Annotated in this window: 12 protein-coding genes; 8 read left to right on the plus strand and 4 right to left on the minus strand. The window is 63.7% G+C overall.

Annotation, left to right across the window (positions count from 1 at the left end):
- Positions 1–456: 456 nt before the first annotated feature.
- On the plus strand, positions 457–891 hold the full coding sequence (locus tag TX78_RS04485; protein WP_158644296.1) for a VOC family protein: 435 nt from the start codon (positions 457–459) through the stop codon (positions 889–891).
- A gap of 45 nt (positions 892–936) precedes the next feature.
- Here TX78_RS04485 and TX78_RS04490 read toward each other — a convergent pair whose 3' ends face one another.
- A complete protein-coding gene (locus tag TX78_RS04490; protein WP_407635377.1) occupies positions 937–1,209 on the minus strand; it encodes an ATP-binding cassette domain-containing protein in 273 nt (90 codons plus the stop codon).
- A gap of 158 nt (positions 1,210–1,367) precedes the next feature.
- Between TX78_RS04490 and TX78_RS04495 the strand changes: the two genes are divergently transcribed.
- The 4 genes from TX78_RS04495 (at position 1,368) to hemL (ending at position 5,916) form a co-directional block, all read left to right on the plus strand.
- Positions 1,368–2,549: an ROK family protein gene (locus tag TX78_RS04495; protein ID WP_233722158.1), complete on the plus strand. Its 1,182-nt coding sequence runs from the start codon at positions 1,368–1,370 to the stop codon at positions 2,547–2,549.
- A gap of 73 nt (positions 2,550–2,622) precedes the next feature.
- Positions 2,623–3,384, plus strand: coding sequence for a uroporphyrinogen-III synthase (locus TX78_RS04500; RefSeq protein ID WP_044494050.1), 762 nt, complete (start codon positions 2,623–2,625; stop codon positions 3,382–3,384).
- A 56-nt stretch (positions 3,385–3,440) separates the two neighbouring features.
- Positions 3,441–4,532, plus strand: coding sequence for a porphobilinogen synthase (gene hemB, locus TX78_RS04505; RefSeq protein WP_081652563.1), 1,092 nt, complete (start codon positions 3,441–3,443; stop codon positions 4,530–4,532).
- Between the two features lie 73 nt (positions 4,533–4,605).
- Positions 4,606–5,916 carry a glutamate-1-semialdehyde 2,1-aminomutase gene (gene hemL, locus TX78_RS04510; protein ID WP_044494052.1) on the plus strand — a complete coding sequence of 437 codons (1,311 nt, stop codon included), beginning with the start codon at positions 4,606–4,608 and terminating at the stop codon, positions 5,914–5,916.
- Between the two features lie 53 nt (positions 5,917–5,969).
- Here hemL and TX78_RS04515 read toward each other — a convergent pair whose 3' ends face one another.
- Both TX78_RS04515 and TX78_RS04520 read right to left on the minus strand, forming a co-directional pair.
- Complete coding sequence (locus tag TX78_RS04515) at positions 5,970–6,194, minus strand: hypothetical protein (protein WP_044494054.1); 225 nt, start codon at positions 6,192–6,194, stop codon at positions 5,970–5,972.
- Positions 6,195–6,278: 84 nt separating this feature from the next.
- Entirely contained in the window at positions 6,279–7,019 is a 741-nt protein-coding gene (locus TX78_RS04520; RefSeq protein ID WP_044494423.1) for a 3'-5' exonuclease, read from the minus strand.
- A gap of 94 nt (positions 7,020–7,113) precedes the next feature.
- Between TX78_RS04520 and TX78_RS04525 the strand changes: the two genes are divergently transcribed.
- From TX78_RS04525 to TX78_RS04535, 3 genes are read left to right on the plus strand one after another with little or no spacing between them, the layout of a single operon-like run.
- Positions 7,114–10,881 (plus strand): UvrD-helicase domain-containing protein, encoded by a 3,768-nt coding sequence (locus TX78_RS04525; protein ID WP_044494056.1) that lies wholly within the window; start codon positions 7,114–7,116, stop codon positions 10,879–10,881.
- Positions 10,878–14,774 (plus strand): ATP-dependent DNA helicase, encoded by a 3,897-nt coding sequence (locus TX78_RS04530; RefSeq protein ID WP_044494058.1) that lies wholly within the window; start codon positions 10,878–10,880, stop codon positions 14,772–14,774. Before TX78_RS04525 ends, TX78_RS04530 begins: the two co-directional genes overlap by 4 nt.
- 10 nt (positions 14,775–14,784) lie before the next feature.
- The gene (locus tag TX78_RS04535) at positions 14,785–15,231 is read left to right on the plus strand and encodes a hypothetical protein (protein WP_147640414.1); all 447 of its coding nucleotides are present in this window, start codon (positions 14,785–14,787) and stop codon (positions 15,229–15,231) included.
- A gap of 9 nt (positions 15,232–15,240) precedes the next feature.
- On the opposite strand, the gene TX78_RS04540 is transcribed toward TX78_RS04535, so the two are convergent.
- On the minus strand, positions 15,241–16,569 hold the full coding sequence (locus tag TX78_RS04540; RefSeq protein WP_049897450.1) for an MFS transporter: 1,329 nt from the start codon (positions 16,567–16,569) through the stop codon (positions 15,241–15,243).
- Positions 16,570–16,663: the final 94 nt, after the last annotated feature.

Consider the following 16,663-nt stretch of genomic DNA (forward strand, 5'->3'; position numbering starts at 1 on the left):
TGGCTGCTTCAGCTCGCCGTGCAGCGACCTGCTGCTCCCAGGCTGCAGCGAGTTCTGGTTCCCCGGCGAGGGCTCTTAGGTGCTCGGGCATGGGAGGGGCGCTGTTGGCGCTGCTGGTGGTGGAAGCTGCCATGGTGATCACCCCTTCCTTCGTGCCGGCCTTGTGGCCTGGCCTTATACCTATGCGCACAGGCCTGCGTGTACCTGTCTATTACCTGTCCATGTATCGAATCTATGTTCTAGTGTTTCATGTCGCTTGCTACTTGTCGAGGGTTTTTGGATACTTTTTCCGACGGGGGAGCGCCGGATTGAGGAGGCTGGTCCGTGCACCCCGCGACAGGCGGTCTGTACCGACAGCTAAATGTGACATCGCTGCCCATGGGTTTGGTCTCCCTTGATTGCCATTAGTCTGCATTTACCCCCTTCCTATCGAATATAGGTTCGACTACTGTGGGTGTGGTCACCACAGGAAGGAATCGCCATGAGTATCAGTGGACCTTCGAGTTCTCCCTCCCACATCACTTTCGGGGCTGGAACGTGCAGGCTGAGGACCCGGATCGATTAGCCACGTTCTGGGCAGAATTTCTGCAGGTCGCTCCGCAGCTGTCCATTGATTCGGCCTATCTGCCGGCGGCTGGTGCCGGGGGTGTGCCCATGATGTTCCAGTTGAGATCAGAGTCACGACCCCAGTACCAGGTGGCCCATCTTGATCTGACCGTGCCCTGGGGCAAGCGAGAGACAGAAGTGCGGCGCGCGCTGCGCCTGGGTGCCCTGCATGAATGGGATGTGCTGGACGAATATCCGCATGTGCAGTGGTCCACTCTCTCCGACCCCGAAGGCAACCTTTTCTGCCTTGCCGAACATCCTCCTGTCCAGCCGAAGCAGCGGTAATGCCTCAAGCAGATGAGCTGATCAGCGCGCAGACCGCTGAGACACTCACTCGACAGCTAGCTGTAGTTTCAGAGCAGCTTGGGTGGAACCGATGCGTACGGTCTCTCCGCGCCAGCTGATCTGCCCGGCATCGGGCTGGTGGGCTCCCGCGAGAACCTTGATCAGCGTGGATTTGCCGGCGCCGTTCTGGCCCAGCAGGCAGTGCACCTCTCCGGCCCGGATATCGAGGTCCACGCCGTCGAGCGCCTTGGCGCCGGGGAAGTGCTTGATGATCCCCGTCATGCGGAGCAGCTCGGGATGCGAGCTTTCTGTGATCATGGTCACACTGTAGATCTACTTTTGATGAGTGGCAAGCAAAAGTTCCAAGGAATGTGTCAGATGTTGCCGTTCCTCCTGTCAGAAGTGATTTACTGTGCTCTAGGTCCCCCCTGACAGTCGGTGAAAAGGCCGGGCTCGGGGTGCCCCCTCGCGGTGCCTTGCCCAGCAGCCCGGGCGCGCTTTTTCAGCTGCTGCGCGATGGCGTACCCCGCACCAAAGCAGACCTTGCCGCAGAGACAGGCTTCGCCCGGTCCACTATCGCGACACGCGTGGAGGAGCTGCTGGCCTCCGAGTTGGTGACACCGGCCGGTGAAAGCACCTCCACCGGCGGACGGCCGCCGGCAACATTCGCCTTCAACCCGGCAGCGCGCTGTGTGCTGGCGGTAGATCTAGGGGGTACCCACGCGCGCATTGCGGTCACCAATCTCTCCAGTGAGGTCTTGGCCGAAGATGAGCAGGAGCTGGCCATTGCGCTGGGACCGGCCACCGTGCTTGACGCCGTCTGCGCCACCGGAGAACGGCTGCTGGCCCAGACCGGGATGGGTCACGAGCAGCTGATCGGCATCGGCATCGGGCTGCCGGGACCGGTGGAGTTCGCCACCGGACGTCCGGTCAGCCCGCCGATCATGCCCGGCTGGGACGGCTTCGATGTGCCCGGCTATCTGCGTCAGACCTTTGATGTGCCCATCCTTGTGGACAATGACGTCAATGCCATGGCGCTGGGGGAGCACCACCTGATCTACCCCGACGTCGCCAACATGATGTTCGTCAAGATCGGCACCGGCATCGGCGCCGGAATCATCAGCGATGCTCAACTGCAGCACGGTGCCCAGGGCGCGGCTGGGGACTTGGGGCATGTGGCAGTCCCCGATGGCGACCAGACCCCGTGTACCTGTGGCAACCGTGGATGTCTGGAAGCGGTGGCTTCTGGTCCGGCGATCGCCGCCTACCTGCGCAGCCAGGGCGTGGAAGTGCCGAACCTTTCGGCGTTGCTGCAGCTGGTCCGGGACGGACACCCTGAGGCGATCCAGGCCACGCGCGGGGCGGGCCGCCAGGTAGGGGCGGTGCTGGCCAGCTGCGTGAATCTGCTGAACCCTTCGGTGATCGTCATCGGTGGCCTGGTCTCCACCGCCGGAGAGCATTTCCTGGCAGGCATCAGGGAAACGGTGTACTCGCGATCGCTGCCGCTGGCCACCCAGCATCTGCGGATTCTCGGCACGCTCACCAGCGGACGCGCCGGGATGCTAGGTGCATCCGCCCTGGTGACAGCACATGCGCTCTCCGCTGAGCATGTGAACTTACTGCTTGCCGGTACCAGCGCCGTCGGCCAAAGAAGCTGAGAACCTCAGTAGGCAAAGTGCGCTCCGAGACAAAGAAGCTCAGTAGCCACAGCGGCTCAGTAGGCTTAGGGCTATGCCGCTGATCCTCACCCGTCATCCCGCCCAGTCCGGCGATCTTGAAGCACGCCTTCGGCAGGCGGGGGTGCAGATTCGGTTCATGGCGCTGACCTCACAGGTGCTGCCAGTGAACACCGCAGAGCTGACGACGGCGGCCAAGCAGCTCAGCGCGGGGGAGTTCGACTGGGTGCTTTTCACCAGTGGGGCCACCGTGCGGGCCTTGCTGGCTGCGGGCTGGTCCGGTGAGGTTCCGGCGCACACTCAGGTGGGCGTCGTCGGACCCGGAACGGCCGGGGTGCTCCAATCGCTCACCGGGATTGCTGAGGTGTGGATGCCGCAGGCCGAGCACAGTGCTGCCGGAATCCTGGAGGAGCTGAACCCACCGGTGCACGGCGGCAGGCTGCTGCTGCCGCAGTCAGCCCAAGCCCGACCGCTGCTGGTGGAGGGGCTGCGCGCTCAAGGCTGGACGGTGGTCCATGTGCAGGCCTATCAGACGGTTTCTGCGGAGGCTGGCCAAGCGCCGCAGGGCCGCCGGAGCATCTATCCGGCGGTGGATCCGTCGGAGTTGATGCGGCCTGAGGACTTGGGTCCCGGCGACGTCGTACTGGTCACCGCATCCTCGGCAGCGCAGGAACTGCTGCCACGACTGCAACAGGACGGCGTTCGACTGCTGGCCATTGGGGAGCCCACCGCAGCAACGTTGGCCGCCGCCGGGCGACCGGCCGATGCGGTGTTGAGAGCGCCGACCGCCGACGGTGTTCTCGCTGCTCTGAACTAGTGCCCCAGCAGTGAACAGCCTCGCGGGCTGAAGCGCCCGGCACTAGACTGAATCACATGTCTTTCCCCGCCCAGCGTCCGCGCCGTCTGCGGCGCAGCCCGGCCCTCCGGCGGCTGGTGGCCGAAACCCGGTTGCACCCGGCAGACTTTATCCTTCCACTCTTTGTCCGCGAGGGAATTGACGCCCCCGCGCCCATCAGTTCCATGCCCGGGGTCTTCCAGCACACCGAGGCCAGCTTGCTTGAGGCTGCCGATGAAGCCCGTGATTTGGGGCTGGGCGGCATCATGCTCTTCGGCATTCCGGCCCAGCGCGATGCCCACGGTTCAGCTGGACTGGACCCGCAGGGCATCCTGAACCGCAGTATCCGTGCGGTGAGAGAACGCGTAGGCGATGACCTGCTGGTGATGAGCGATCTCTGCCTGGATGAGTTCACCGACCACGGTCACTGCGGGGTGCTCGATGACACCGGCAGTGTGGACAATGACCGCACCCTGGAGATCTACGCGCAGATGGGCGTAGTCCAGGCTGAGGCTGGCGCTGACGTTGTTGCTCCCTCCGGAATGATGGACGGGCAGGTCGCAGTGATCCGTCAGGCACTCGACGACGCCGGGCACCATAATGTGCCCATCCTGGCTTACGCCGCTAAATACGCTTCAGCCTTCTATGGGCCCTTCCGCGAGGCCGTGGATTCACAGCTCTCCGGCGACCGTCGCCAGTACCAGATGGATGCCCCCAACCGGACCGAAGCGCTGCGCGAAGTGGAACTCGACCTCTCCGAGGGCGCGGATATGGTGATGGTCAAGCCCGCAAGCGCCTATCTGGACATCCTCTCCGATGTCGCGCAGATCAGCGACGTTCCGGTGGCCGCATACCAGGTCAGCGGTGAGTACGCGATGATCGAGGCAGCTGCGGCCAATGGCTGGGTGGACCGCCGCGCCGTGGTGATGGAATCGCTGATCGCCATTCGCCGGGCTGGGGCGACCAATGTGCTCACCTACTATGCGGCAGAGGTGGCCCGGTGGCTGCAGAACAAGGACACCACGGCCCCGTCGTCGTCGGCACCGCATTCCTCAGTGGAGCAGCCGGAGTACCCGCGCACGGCCGACTCCCAGCCGCAGGATGACGCCGGCTACCCTCCGGTGAGCTGACCCACGCGGGCCATAAGGGCCCCTAGCGACTTTCAAACGGACCTCCTACAGACCAAAGGACTGCGCTGCTGTGATGACCACCAACCAGGACCTCTACGAGACTGCTCGCGATCTGATGCCCGGCGGGGTGAACTCCCCGGTGCGGGCCTTTGGCTCAGTCGGTGGTGTGCCGGTGTCCATGGTCGGCGGTGAGGGCGCGTACCTCACCGATGCTGAAGGTCAGCAGTACGTGGATCTTGTGGGCTCTTGGGGCCCGGCGCTGCTGGGGCATAAGCACCCGGCGGTGATTGAGGCGGTCCACCGGGCGGTTGACGCAGGGCTAGGTTTCGGCACGTCGCATCCGGCTGAGGCGAAGCTGGCCCAGCTGGTGCGCCAGCGGGTTCCCGGAGCGCAGATGATCCGCATGGTCTCCACCGGCACTGAGGCGACGATGACCGCAATCCGGCTGGCCCGCGGTGCCACGGGGAAGAACATTGTGGTGAAGTTCGCCGGGTGCTACCACGGTCATTCTGACGGCCTGCTGGCTGCAGCCGGCTCGGGCGTCGCCACCCTGGGCCTGCCGGGCTCTGCCGGTGTCACTGCCGCGCAGGCCTCCGAGACCATTGTCATCGAGTACAACGATCGTTCAGCCTTGGAACAGGTCTTCGCCGAACACGGTGAGAACATCGCCGCGGTGATCACCGAGGCCACACCGGCGAATATGGGTGTGGTGCCACCGCAGGAGGGCTTTAACGCCTTTATTCGGGAGATCACCACACGGCACGGGGCCCTGATGATCTTTGACGAGGTCATGACTGGTTTCCGCATCACCGAGGCCGGCTACTGGGGCGCATCGGGCCGAGTGGAGGGCTGGGAACCGGATATCTTCACCTTCGGCAAGGTCATCGGCGGTGGCCTGCCCACTGCTGCGCTGGCTGGCCGACGCGAGATCATGGAGCACCTGGCACCGACCGGGCCGGTCTACCACGCCGGCACCCTCTCCGGTAACCCGGTGGCCATGGCCGCAGGTATCGCGACCCTGGAGAACGCGGACACCGAGGTCTACCAGCACATCGACGAGAAGTCCCAGGTGGTCGCTGATGCGTTGAGCGCAGCTCTCACCGATGCTGGAGTGGACCACACCCTGCAGAAGGTCGGTTCGCTGTTCTCGGTGGCCTTCGGCACATCCCAGACGGGGGTGCACAACTACGCCGAAGCCCAGGCGCAGGAGTCCTTCCGCTATGGGCCGTTCTTCCACTCCATGTTGGAGCAGGGCGTGTACTTACCTCCGAGCGTCTTTGAGGCGTGGTTCCTCTCCGCAGCCCACGACGACGCCGCCATCGGCCGCATCTTAGAAGCGCTGCCGGCTGCCGCGCAGGCTGCCGCCCAGGCCCAGCCGGCGTAGGCGCTACTGCTGAGGACTTGAGAGCGACGTCGAGAAGAGGGGTTCTTCGCTCATCAGCCCAATAGTGAGCCCAGCTGCAGCAGCGGCGAAACCTCAACGAAGCTGAAGGTCCCCGAATAATCCACATACTGGCCCCGCCACTGGCGGAAGAGCCAGAAGCCCAAGGCGAATATTGCCAGGCACACCAGCACCATCCACACCGGCAGGCCACCGCGCTTATTGCGCGGGATCTCCGGGGTGGGCTCTTCCTCCGGGTTGTAATGCGGGGTGCGGTTCATAAGGCCTCAGTCTAGGGCTCATGTGAGTCGGTGATGTTTCCTTCCCGCAGCAGATTCAGGAGAACCCACCCCAGAAAGCAGAGTTCAGGCCCCGGAAACGAAAGCTGGGACAATCGGCCAGGCCGGATCAATGACGGCGTCGGGTTTGGTCCGTCGAAGGAACTCTTGGAAGTCTGCAGCCTGCTCAGCCTTCCACTGCACCTGCAGCTCATGAAGCTCCTCCGCCGGGATCTGCAGTTGCGGGTACTTCTCCGCCAGGCAGCAGGCCACCTCCACACCGGCCTGGGCATCCGGAGCCGCCGAGTGGGCCTCATTAAGGAGCACCCCGTAGACCCCGCACAGATCCCCCAACCGGCGCTTGCCCCGCCGGTATTTGTCGACCTGCTTATCAATGACCAGCGGGTCGATCACCGGATACGGTTCAGGAAAGCCCACCCCGTAGCGCTCAGCCTCGTGGCGCAGCACCGTGAGGTCATAAGGAGCGTTCATGATGACGATCGCGGATCCGGCCTCGAACTCCTTGGTCAGCTCCACCACAATCTGCCGGATGGCCTCCGCTGCCTGCTGGCCCTCAGCCCGGGCATATTCAGTGCTGATCCCGTGAATCGCGGTGGTCTCCGCAGGGATCTCCACGCCCGGATCCACCAGCCATTCACGAACCCGCGGAGCATCCCCTTCGGCGGGATCGAAGACCACCAGGGCAGCAGAGACGATCCGGGCTTCACTGGGAAACCGGGACGTGGTTTCAAGATCGAAGCCCACCCGACGGCGGGTGTGCCAGGACTCTGCGCTGACCGGGATCTCGAATAGTGGGGGAATTTCCATGCCCGTCACATTACCGCCCGCCACTGACACAGATGAGCTGCACAAGCAGTGCGTGCCGTCAGGGATGTCAGTGGCGCTTAGTAGTCTGATCTGCATGTCGAATTCTCCGCAGCACCAGGAGCCCGCGCTGGGCGTGGAATGGGATGCATATCAGCGGCGGGTGCTGGAACTGCTCAACGACGACGTCGGACCCACGCTTGTCTATGGGACACCCGGTAGCGGCAAAACGGCGCTGACAGTGCGGCTCGCGGTGGATTTCATCACTGCTGGAAATGACGCGTCGCGGCTGCTGATCCTTTCGCCCAGCCGCTCCGCGGCGGCCACCCTGCGCAGCCGGATTGAACGTGCCCTGGCCTCGGCGGCAGCAGAACACGGACATTTCACCGCTCAACCCTCTCGCTCGTTTTCCGCCTTCGCCTTCTGGATTCTGAACCAGGCCAGAGAGTTCGGGGTCCCGGGAGCGCCGCTGAGTCCCCGGCTGCTGGCCGGCGCTGAACAGGACAAAGTCATCGGTGAGGAGCTGCAGAAATTCGCTGATCAGGCTGAGGATGAGAACTCCCCCTGGCACCGGCTACAAGGTGCCTTCGAAGCCCCTAAATCACTGCGCAAACAGATTCGAGACTTCTTCGACCGCTGCCGTGAATACCAGGTCAGTGCCGCAGAGCTGAAAGCGCACAGCCCCAGTGGGCCCCTCGCAGGAGTCAACCGACCCGAATGGCATGCGCTCGGTGAACTCTTGGGGGCCTACTCCTCCAGACTCGAAAACGATATGCCCGGGGTCTACGATCCCTCAGCCTTGGTGGCCGAAGCCGAGCAGATGCTCACCGGCCGCACTGCCGATGGAAACGGCCCGCGGCTGGACGATGTCCTACGCTCCCGCCTGGACCTGATTCTGGTAGATGACATCCAGGAAGCCACCCCCGGTGTATTCAGGCTGCTGCGCGCGCTGGGAATGGGGCAGAAAGTCATCGCCTTCGGCAATCCCGACGCCGCCGTCCAAGGTTTCCGCGGTGCACGTCCTGACAAGCTCGCCAACTGGACAGTGACGCCACGCGATGCCACCAGCCCGGATATGACCGGCAGCATGGCCGCCGAACTGGCTTCCGGGTCCGCATCCGTACCGGGTCGGCAGCCGCAGGTGTTGAGCCTTCCCTCCTCCTACCGGCTCTGTGGGGAGACCCTGGCCTTCTATTTCAGAACTGTTGAACGCATCGGTGCGGTGGCCACTCTGCTGCGCCGTCCCCAGGGTCTGCCAGAACCAGAAACGACTGAGGCGGATGTGGCCCAGGCAGTGCCAGCGGATACTCCTCAGCGCACCAGCAGCGTCAGCTCCGAAGTTCTCAGCAGCCACCACCTGGCCGATCAGTTCATCCTGCAGCAGGTACTTCAGGCGCGGTTCGAAGGCGTACCGTGGGGCAGAATCGCCGTCGTGGTCCGTAATGGTGAGCGCATTACCCGGCTGGGCCGGCTCTTCGCCGCCCACGGAGTACAGGTCCAGCGCTCGGTCAGCGAACTGGTCCTGCACGAGGAAGACGCAGTATGGCCACTGCTGCGGATCATGGAACACGCCGCAGCAGCCGCCCACGCCGCAGAGTCGGCGGAATCACCCAGCGGTGGCCACGTACCGGCTCCACGAGCGCAGACTTCGGCCGCCGGCACATCCCCGCAGCTGCTGCAACTGCCAGACATCCTCGATCTCCTTGGAAGCGTCTACACCGGAGCCGATGCCCAGCAGATCCGCACTATCCGGCAGCTGCTCATCAGCGCCTACCGTGGACACAGTGCCACTGAGAACCTGGAACTGCCGATGCCCGCTGACGCGGATCCTGCAGTTCCCTACAGCACATCGGATCTGCTGCTGATCCATGCGGTCCGAGACCATCCGCTGCTCGAGCAGGTTCTGGGTGCTCTGAATCAGCGCGGCGGTGCAGAGTCCGAGATCCTGCGGCCGCTGCTGGTGCTGCGCCAGATGGTGCGGGCCGCCACCGCCGCCCAAGCAGACCCCCAGCGCAGCAGCGCAGAGTCCGTGCTGTGGGCAGCCTGGGACGCCTCGGCGGTCGCTGAAGCCTGGCAGGAGGCCGCCCTCAGCGCCGGGACCGGATCGGACCGGGCACACCGTCACCTGGATGCCGTCATGGGACTCTTCCAGGTCGCTCGACGGTTCCTGGGGACCGAGAGCGGAAGCGATGCCGCCGAATTTGTCGACTACGTTGAGGAACTGGACTTACCCATGGACGGGCTGGTGGATACCGGCACCGCAGAAGGCGGCGTCGAGATTCTCACCCCGGCAGCGGCGGCGGGACAAGAATTCCACACCGTCATCCTCTCTGACCTGCAGGACGGAGAATGGCCCAAAGTCCGGCCCCAGGGGGAGCTGCTGGGGGCCTCAGACCTGATCGCCGTGAAAGAAGCCGGTGCCGGTCAGCCGCTGCTGGATCTGATGGCCAAGCGTCAGGAATCCCTGATGGATGAATACCGGGTCTTCGCTTCTGCGGCCTCACGGGCCAGTGATCGGCTGGTGCTGGTGGCCGTCCAGGGCGACGGCGAGGTGCCCAGCTCGCTGTATAACCTGCACCATCCAGCCACGCAGCAGGGCCCGGGCGGGAAAACCCTGAAACGACAGCCGGTCCACCAGATTCCGCGGCTCATCCAGGACCGCGCACTGGTTGCTGAGCTGCGGACCACCCTTGAAACACAGCTGCGCCGGGAACAACCCCAGCAGGAGCTCGTCGCGGCAGCGGCGGCCCAACTGGCGGAGCTGGCCGCCGCCGGGGTACCAGGTGCCCATCCTGAGCAGTGGTGGGGTGCAGCGGCGCTGAGCAGCACAGATCCGATTCTGGCCGAGGACGCGCCGTTGTCGATCTCCCCCTCCGCCGTCGGCACCGCACAAGAGCAGCCTCTGCAGTGGTTCACCAGTCAGGCCGGGGGAGACCGGCCCCGGCCCTTCGCCACAGAACTGGGCACCTTCATTCATGATGAGCTGCACGAACCCCATCCCGACGCCGAAGAGGACGTTCTGCTGGCGGTGCTGGAAGAGAAATGGCCTGAATTTGTCACTACTAGGACCTGGTCCAGCGAACGGGAGAAAGCCGAAGCCGTGGAACTGGTCCGCTGCCTCGGCCGGTACTACCAGAGCTTGCAGAGCCGGAAGCGGCGACGCTGGGTCGAAGAACTTCACCTGCGCCAGGAATTCGACTTAGACCTCAATGACTACCTGCCCCCAGGCAGTCCGGTACCAGCCAGGCGAAAAGCCGTGGTCTCCGGTATGGCCGACCGGATCGAGCTGCCAGCCAGCAAGGACGCACCGCAAGGGCTGTACGTGGTGGATCTGAAAACCACCAAGAATCCACCCAAGGACGAGGACGTGTGGGACGAGTACCCGCAGATCGGGGTCTACCAGTTGATGATCGCCTCGGGCGCCGTCAGCGAAGCCATCGCCCGGCGCAATGAACGCATCACGGAGCAGCTGAACGAGCCGAGTCTCACCGAAGCCGAACGCACAGCGCTGCAGCGCAAGATCATTGACCCCGCCCAGGTGGAAGGCGAAACCCTGGACCTCGCGGCAAGTGCCGGAGCCGCTCTGCTGCAGCTGCGCCGCACCAAGACCAGGGCACGTGCCAAAGACCCAGTCCAACCACAGGAAGCGCTGCGCCCGCCGCAAGGTGCAGGTCCGGACTGGTGGCAGCACAGCTGGCCGATGAACCATCTCCGGCGAGCCGCAGCAAAAATGCTGCACCCGCAGTACGAGGCCACCCACGCACCGGGGACCGGAATAGGCAGCAGCTGCTACGTCGGACCGCTGTGCCCGCTGTGCGAAGACAACAGCTCCCCAGTCCAGCGGCAGTGGAGGAGAGAACCATGAGCACAGACTTCCCCGAACTCATCAGCCCAGAAGCACTGGCAGAGAAACTCGGAACCTTCCCACCCACCTCTGAACAGATCAAAGTCATCCGCGGAGGAAAGCTTGATGACCAGGGTGTTGTCCGCGGGGGCCTGGACCCCATGCTGGTGATTGCCGGAGCTGGTTCTGGCAAGACGCAGACCATGGCTGACCGTGTGGTCTACCTGGTGGCCAACCTGGTGGTGCGCCCGGATCAGATCCTCGGTGTGACCTTCACCAATAAAGCCGCCGGTGAGCTGAAATCCCGCGTCACAGCGCAACTAATGCAGCTGGTGGAGAAGGACGTCATCTCCGTAGAAGAGATTCTCAGTGGTTCGGCCTACCCCGCCGAGGACGCCGAGGAACGCCGGAAGAACGCCTCCCGCGCCGGCTTGGAAGACCTGCTCACACCGGCGGTCTCCACCTATCACTCCTACGCCAACACGCTGGTGCGCAAATACGGAGTGCATATCGGTGTTGAGCCTGAAGCGGTGCAGCTCAGCGAGGCTCACGCCTATCAGCTGGCCCGAGAGATGATCGAGGGCCTCACCCCGGACCCCCAGCAGCACCATGTGCAGGATCCTCCACAGAACGATTCGGAAGACGCTGAACTGGTGGAATGGCTGTTGCGCAGCGGGGAGAGCCCCTCTTCGCTGGCCGCCGATGTCCTCACTATGGATTCCCAGCTCTCTGAGCATCTGAAGTCCCCGCGGGAGGTCATCGAGTGGATCGCGGACTTCCTGCGCAGCAGCGAAGCCGCCTACGGGCCGATGCCTCCCAAGCCCCAGTACATCCAAGCGCTGGCCGAGACGGTGAGATTCCGGGTCGCCGTCGCCCAGCTGACCGCCCGATTCCAGGCGCTGAAGGTCCAGCACAACTACTTGGACTTCGGGGACCTGCTGGTGATGGGTGAACGTATCGCACAGCAGGCTGAAGTCCAGCGCGCTGAACGCGAGCAGTACAAGGTGGTGCTGCTGGATGAATTCCAGGACACCTCCCATGCTCAGCTGGAGATCTTCCGGCACCTCTACAGTGGTGGACACTCGGTCACAGCCGTGGGGGATCCCAACCAGTCCATCTACGGTTTCCGCGGTGCCTCGGCCGGACAGCTCTTTGTCTTCCCGCAGAAGTTCCGCACCGTCACCGGAGAGCAGGCCAACCGGCGGCTGCTCACCGTGGCCTGGCGCAACAAGCCCCGCATCCTGGCCGTGGCCAACCAGCTGATCACCCCCTTTACCTGGGACCCCAGCGGCACCGCCGAACCGTCTCGGATGACCCAGGACTGGCACCGCGGCATGAAAGCGCAGCTGCGCGAGATCACCGCGGAAGCCATTGACGACGCCCAGCGTGCCCTTCAGCAGGCCACAGAACACAACGACCCCGAGGCCCACGCCCGCTGGGACGCTGAACTGCGGCGGCTACAGGCCCAGGGTGTTCAGCTGCGGCCGGGCCCCGCCGTCCAGGGCAGCACCGAGAAAGTGTCACTGCGGTGGTGTGCTGACGCTCAGGCAGAAGCACAGGCCCTGGCCGATGAACTTGAAACCGCCTACCGCAGACTCGGTGGAGATATCCGTGAAGCAGGCTCCCCGACAGGCCGCCGCACCCTGACCTCTGCAGTACTGGCCACCAAACGCAGCCTGCTCACCCCCCTGGCTGCTGAACTGCATGCCCGGGGCATTCCTCATGAATTCGTCGGACTCGCCGGGCTGCTGAGCACCCCGGAGGTCCGCGAGATCCTGGCCTATCTGCAGATCTTGGCCGACCCCGCCCGATCAGACTCCACTATCCGGCTGCTGGCTGGCGCCCAGTTCCGTCTCGGAGTCCGGGACCTCTACCTGCTGGGCCAATACGTCTCGGGAAAAAACCGCAGGCTGCGCGGCAGCAAAGCCGAACAGGCCGAACACGCCACCCTGCTGGATGCCGTCAGGCACTACGCCGCCCACCCAGCACGCGCCCACCAGGATGGACTCAGCGATGCCGCCGTCACCAGGCTGCAGTCCTTCGTCTCCATTCTTGACGGACTGGGACACGACGGCGCGGCCAGGCCCTCCCAAGCCATCGAACAAATCATTGCAGCCACCGGGCTGAATACTGAACTGGCGGTGAAGACAGCAGGTCGCTCCAGTGCAGACCACCAGCTGCGGATGCTCATCGACTATGCCCAACAGTTCGAGTCAGAACACCAGAGCAGCAGTCTCAGCGCTTTCCTTGCCTGGCTCGACGCCGCTCAGGACCACGAAAAGGGACTGAAGCTCGCCGAAGTGGAACCGAACCCGCATGCCGTTCAGCTGATGACCATCCACGCCTCCAAGGGTCTGGAGTGGAACATTGTGGCGGTCATGGGCCTGCAGGAAGGCACTCTGCCCAATCCGGCAGATATCTCTGACCGTTGGACCAGCGATGACGGGGCGCTTCCCTCACCCATGCGCGGAGACAGCGACAGCCTCCCGCAATGGCGGGCACTGGAGCAGAGCGACTGGAAGGCTTGGGCAAAATCAGCCACCGCATCCAAGGACGAAGACAGCATCCAAGGTCAGCCCTATCCGCTGGCATTGCGGGCCTTTCGCGAAGAAGAGGAGCGGCGCTTAGCATATGTGGCGGTGACTCGTGCTGAGGATGAGCTCATCCTCACCGGGGCGCGGTTCGTCAGCACCAATAAGTCACCGCGTGAGCCTTCCCGCTACTTGCTAGAAGCCGCCGAATCCTTAGGGCTGCAGCAGCAACTGCAGCAACAGATTGAAGCCGCTCAAGCGCAGGAAAGCAACGACGCCGCTCATACCTACTATGTGGCGACCTGGCCCTATGAGCATCTGGATGGCCCCCGCATCGACCGGGAGATCCGCGACGAGGAAGGGGAAGTGGTTCAGCCCAGGCAGCCCGCTGTTGAAGAGCCGACTCACCAGCAGCGTCCCAGCGCCGTCATCCGGCAGGCTGCTGAGCTGGTCACTGCCGGCCTCCACGGAGACGGAGAGCCAGAGAAGCCCGCGCCGTCGTCCTCTGCGGTTCAAGAACAGATCAGCCTCTGGAAACAGGAGGCGGACTTCATCCTGGGCCGACGCCGCATGGCCGCAGCACCCTCAGATGAATTGACCGCATCACAGCTGACCGCCACCCATCTTGTGGGACTGGCGGAGAATCCCGAACGCATCAGTCGGCAGCTGCGCCGCCCCATCCCGCAGGAGCCAAAAACCGCGCTGCGCCGCGGAACCGCAGTGCACGCCTGGCTGGAGGAACGATTCGGCAGCACTGAGAAGACACTGCCGGGGTTCGAAGACCTCGGCCTGGATGACTCCCTGGTGCAAACCTTCGAGCTGGACAGACTGCGTGAACTCTTCGCTGCGTCATCGAACCCCTGGGCTGAGCGCAACGCCTTTGATGTTGAGCTCTCCTTTGCGGTGCCCTTGGCCGGGCGGACCATCCGCGGACAGATCGACGCGATCTTCGGGCTGGCAGCAGATGGTCGGGAACTGACTGTCAATGATCGCAAGGACTGGTACGGTCGCCCCACCGCAGAACGCAACGCACTCATGCAGGAATGCAGCTGGCACCTAGTGGACTGGAAGACCGGGCGTGCTCCGCGCGGAGACAAGGATCTGGAGCATAAGCTCATCCAGCTGGCGGTGTATAAGCATGCCTTCGTCACCATCTTCGGTGTCGCACGAGACCAAGTAGAGGTGTCGCTGTACTACCTGGAGGAGGAGGATCCGGCCCGGCGACTTGTGACCTATCCCAGCCCCGAGCTGGCAGCACGCGGAATTACCTTCCGTGACAGCAGAGAAGACCTCGAGGCGATTTTCAGCCAGAACATCGGCTCCGCTGGTGGGCAGAAAAATGCGGGTCACACCGACGCTGCCCAGCCGCGCAGTGCGCGATAGGTTGGAACCCATGGCTGCACAGGATATCCACCAGCAATGGCTTGAGAACTACACCCGGGTGCTGACGGCCTACGGGCTGAACTATCAGGTGCGTGAATACAACGACCTCGAGATTCAGCCGGGGGATCAGCCGCCAGTGATCATCCGCAATACGGCCTCCGTGGTGCCACAGCGGGTGCATATGCTCGGGGTTATTGAACTGACCCCCAGCGAGGAGGCCATCAGCGAGTCGGCCACTGCGCCCGACCGGCTCGAGGCAGCCGAGTTCGCCCTCAAGCTCACCGATCAGATCACCCGAGTACGTGGCCGGGCCGTGACCGACCACACCGGGCAGGTCTATATGGAACTGATCTGTGTGGCAGGAGAACCCGGGCTCGTACCCACTGTGGACCAGCTTCAGGAACAGCTGCCGCAGCTGCTGGCCCTACTGCTTCAGGCCCGCCAGAAACTGGGATAGAGCGCGGGCCTAGCTGGTGGCCGGCTCGCCATGGCGGCGGTTGAGGTACATCGCATACAGCGTGATGAGCACCCCGAGGACTGCAGCAGCAGCACCCACCATGGAGGGGGCACGAAGACCCCAGCCTGCGGCGATCACCCAGCCACCCAGCAATGCGCCGATGGCATTGGACCCGTTAAATGCCGCGTGCTGGAAACTGGCTGCCAGCTGCGGTGCATTCGGGGCCATATCGATCAGATGAGTCTGCATAGCCGGGCCCAAGCTGCTGGCAGCCAATCCGGAGAGGAACAGCAGGATCGGCATCAGCCACCAGATGTGGGCGAACGCGCTGAAGGCCAGCATCAGCACAGCCACCGCAAGAGCAGCACCCAGCACAGTACCCAGGACCGACTTATCGGTGAAGTAGCCGCCGATGAAGTTCCCGATCACCATGCCCAAGCCGAAGATCGCCACCACGTAGGGCAGGTACTGGGCATCAATACCAGCCAGTCGGACGGTGATATGGGAGATGTAGGAGTAGACAGCGAACATTCCGCAGAAGCCGAAGACCGCCAGGATGACTCCGACCCATAGCCGCCAGGTCAGCGCACCACGGATCTCACTGCGTACTGAAGCGCCCTCTGGAGCCTCCATGCGAGGAGCGAAGGTCGCCACCGCAAACCAGGTCACCAAGGCTAAGGCGGCGGCGATCATGTACATCCAGCGCCAGCCGAACTCCTGACCCACCCAGGTCACCACCGGCACGCCTGCCACATTGGCGATGGCAATACCGGAGAGCACCACCGCAATGGCGCGGGCACGCTTGCCCGGCCCTGCCATATGGGCTGCCATCAGCGCAGCGCAGGCGAAATACGCACCATGGGGCATACCAGAGAGGAATCGTCCGATCAGCATGGTTTCGTAGGTGGGTGCGAAGAAACTGAAGATATGGGCTGCGATGAACAGCGCAAGCAGGAACAGGCCGTAACTGCGCCGTTCGCGCTTGGCGCCCAGCAGGGACAGAATGGGGGCACCTACCACCACACCGAAGGCGTACATCGCCACCAGCGTGCCGCCCTGGGCTTCGGTGACGCCGAGGTCAGCGATAGCCTCCAGCTGCAGGCCCATGATCGCGAACTCGGTCACTCCGATGGCGAATCCGCCGATAGACAGCGCAAGGATCGCCAAAGCCACCTGGCTGCGGGTCATATTGGGCCGCCCGTGAGTGGGTACCACTGGGATGGCAGCGGTCACCGTGGCCAACGGTCCGCTGACCGGGGCGTAATGGGTGTGATGGTCGTGCTCAGCGGGAGAACGCTGCTCTTTGCGCACAGGAATTTCGGCAGTGTGAGTAGCCATGTCGTATCAGTACCTGTCAGTGACGTACGGATTTAGTCAGTCTTGTGTCCGGGCAACATTGCACATGCGCAGGGAGTATAAGAACCCGAGTCTG

Origin of the sequence: Nesterenkonia massiliensis (genome assembly GCF_000455245.1) — a bacterium.
In the GTDB taxonomy this organism is placed as follows: Bacteria; Actinomycetota; Actinomycetes; order Actinomycetales; family Micrococcaceae; genus Nesterenkonia; species Nesterenkonia rhizosphaerae.

Excerpts from the sequence above, each read along its gene's own strand:
- TX78_RS04540 (WP_049897450.1), bottom strand. The coding sequence starts at position 16,569 with ATGGCTACTCACACTGCCGAAATTCCTGTGCGCAAAGAGCAGCGTTCT.
- TX78_RS04525 (WP_044494056.1), top strand. The coding sequence starts at position 7,114 with ATGTCGAATTCTCCGCAGCACCAGGAGCCCGCGCTGGGCGTGGAATGG.
- TX78_RS04490 (WP_407635377.1), bottom strand. The coding sequence starts at position 1,209 with ATGATCACAGAAAGCTCGCATCCCGAGCTGCTCCGCATGACGGGGATC.
- TX78_RS04535 (WP_147640414.1), top strand. The coding sequence starts at position 14,785 with ATGGCTGCACAGGATATCCACCAGCAATGGCTTGAGAACTACACCCGG.
- TX78_RS04520 (WP_044494423.1), bottom strand. The coding sequence starts at position 7,019 with ATGGAAATTCCCCCACTATTCGAGATCCCGGTCAGCGCAGAGTCCTGG.
- hemB (WP_081652563.1), top strand. The coding sequence starts at position 3,441 with ATGTCTTTCCCCGCCCAGCGTCCGCGCCGTCTGCGGCGCAGCCCGGCC.
- TX78_RS04530 (WP_044494058.1), top strand. The coding sequence starts at position 10,878 with ATGAGCACAGACTTCCCCGAACTCATCAGCCCAGAAGCACTGGCAGAG.
- hemL (WP_044494052.1), top strand. The coding sequence starts at position 4,606 with ATGACCACCAACCAGGACCTCTACGAGACTGCTCGCGATCTGATGCCC.
- TX78_RS04500 (WP_044494050.1), top strand. The coding sequence starts at position 2,623 with ATGCCGCTGATCCTCACCCGTCATCCCGCCCAGTCCGGCGATCTTGAA.
- TX78_RS04515 (WP_044494054.1), bottom strand. The coding sequence starts at position 6,194 with ATGAACCGCACCCCGCATTACAACCCGGAGGAAGAGCCCACCCCGGAG.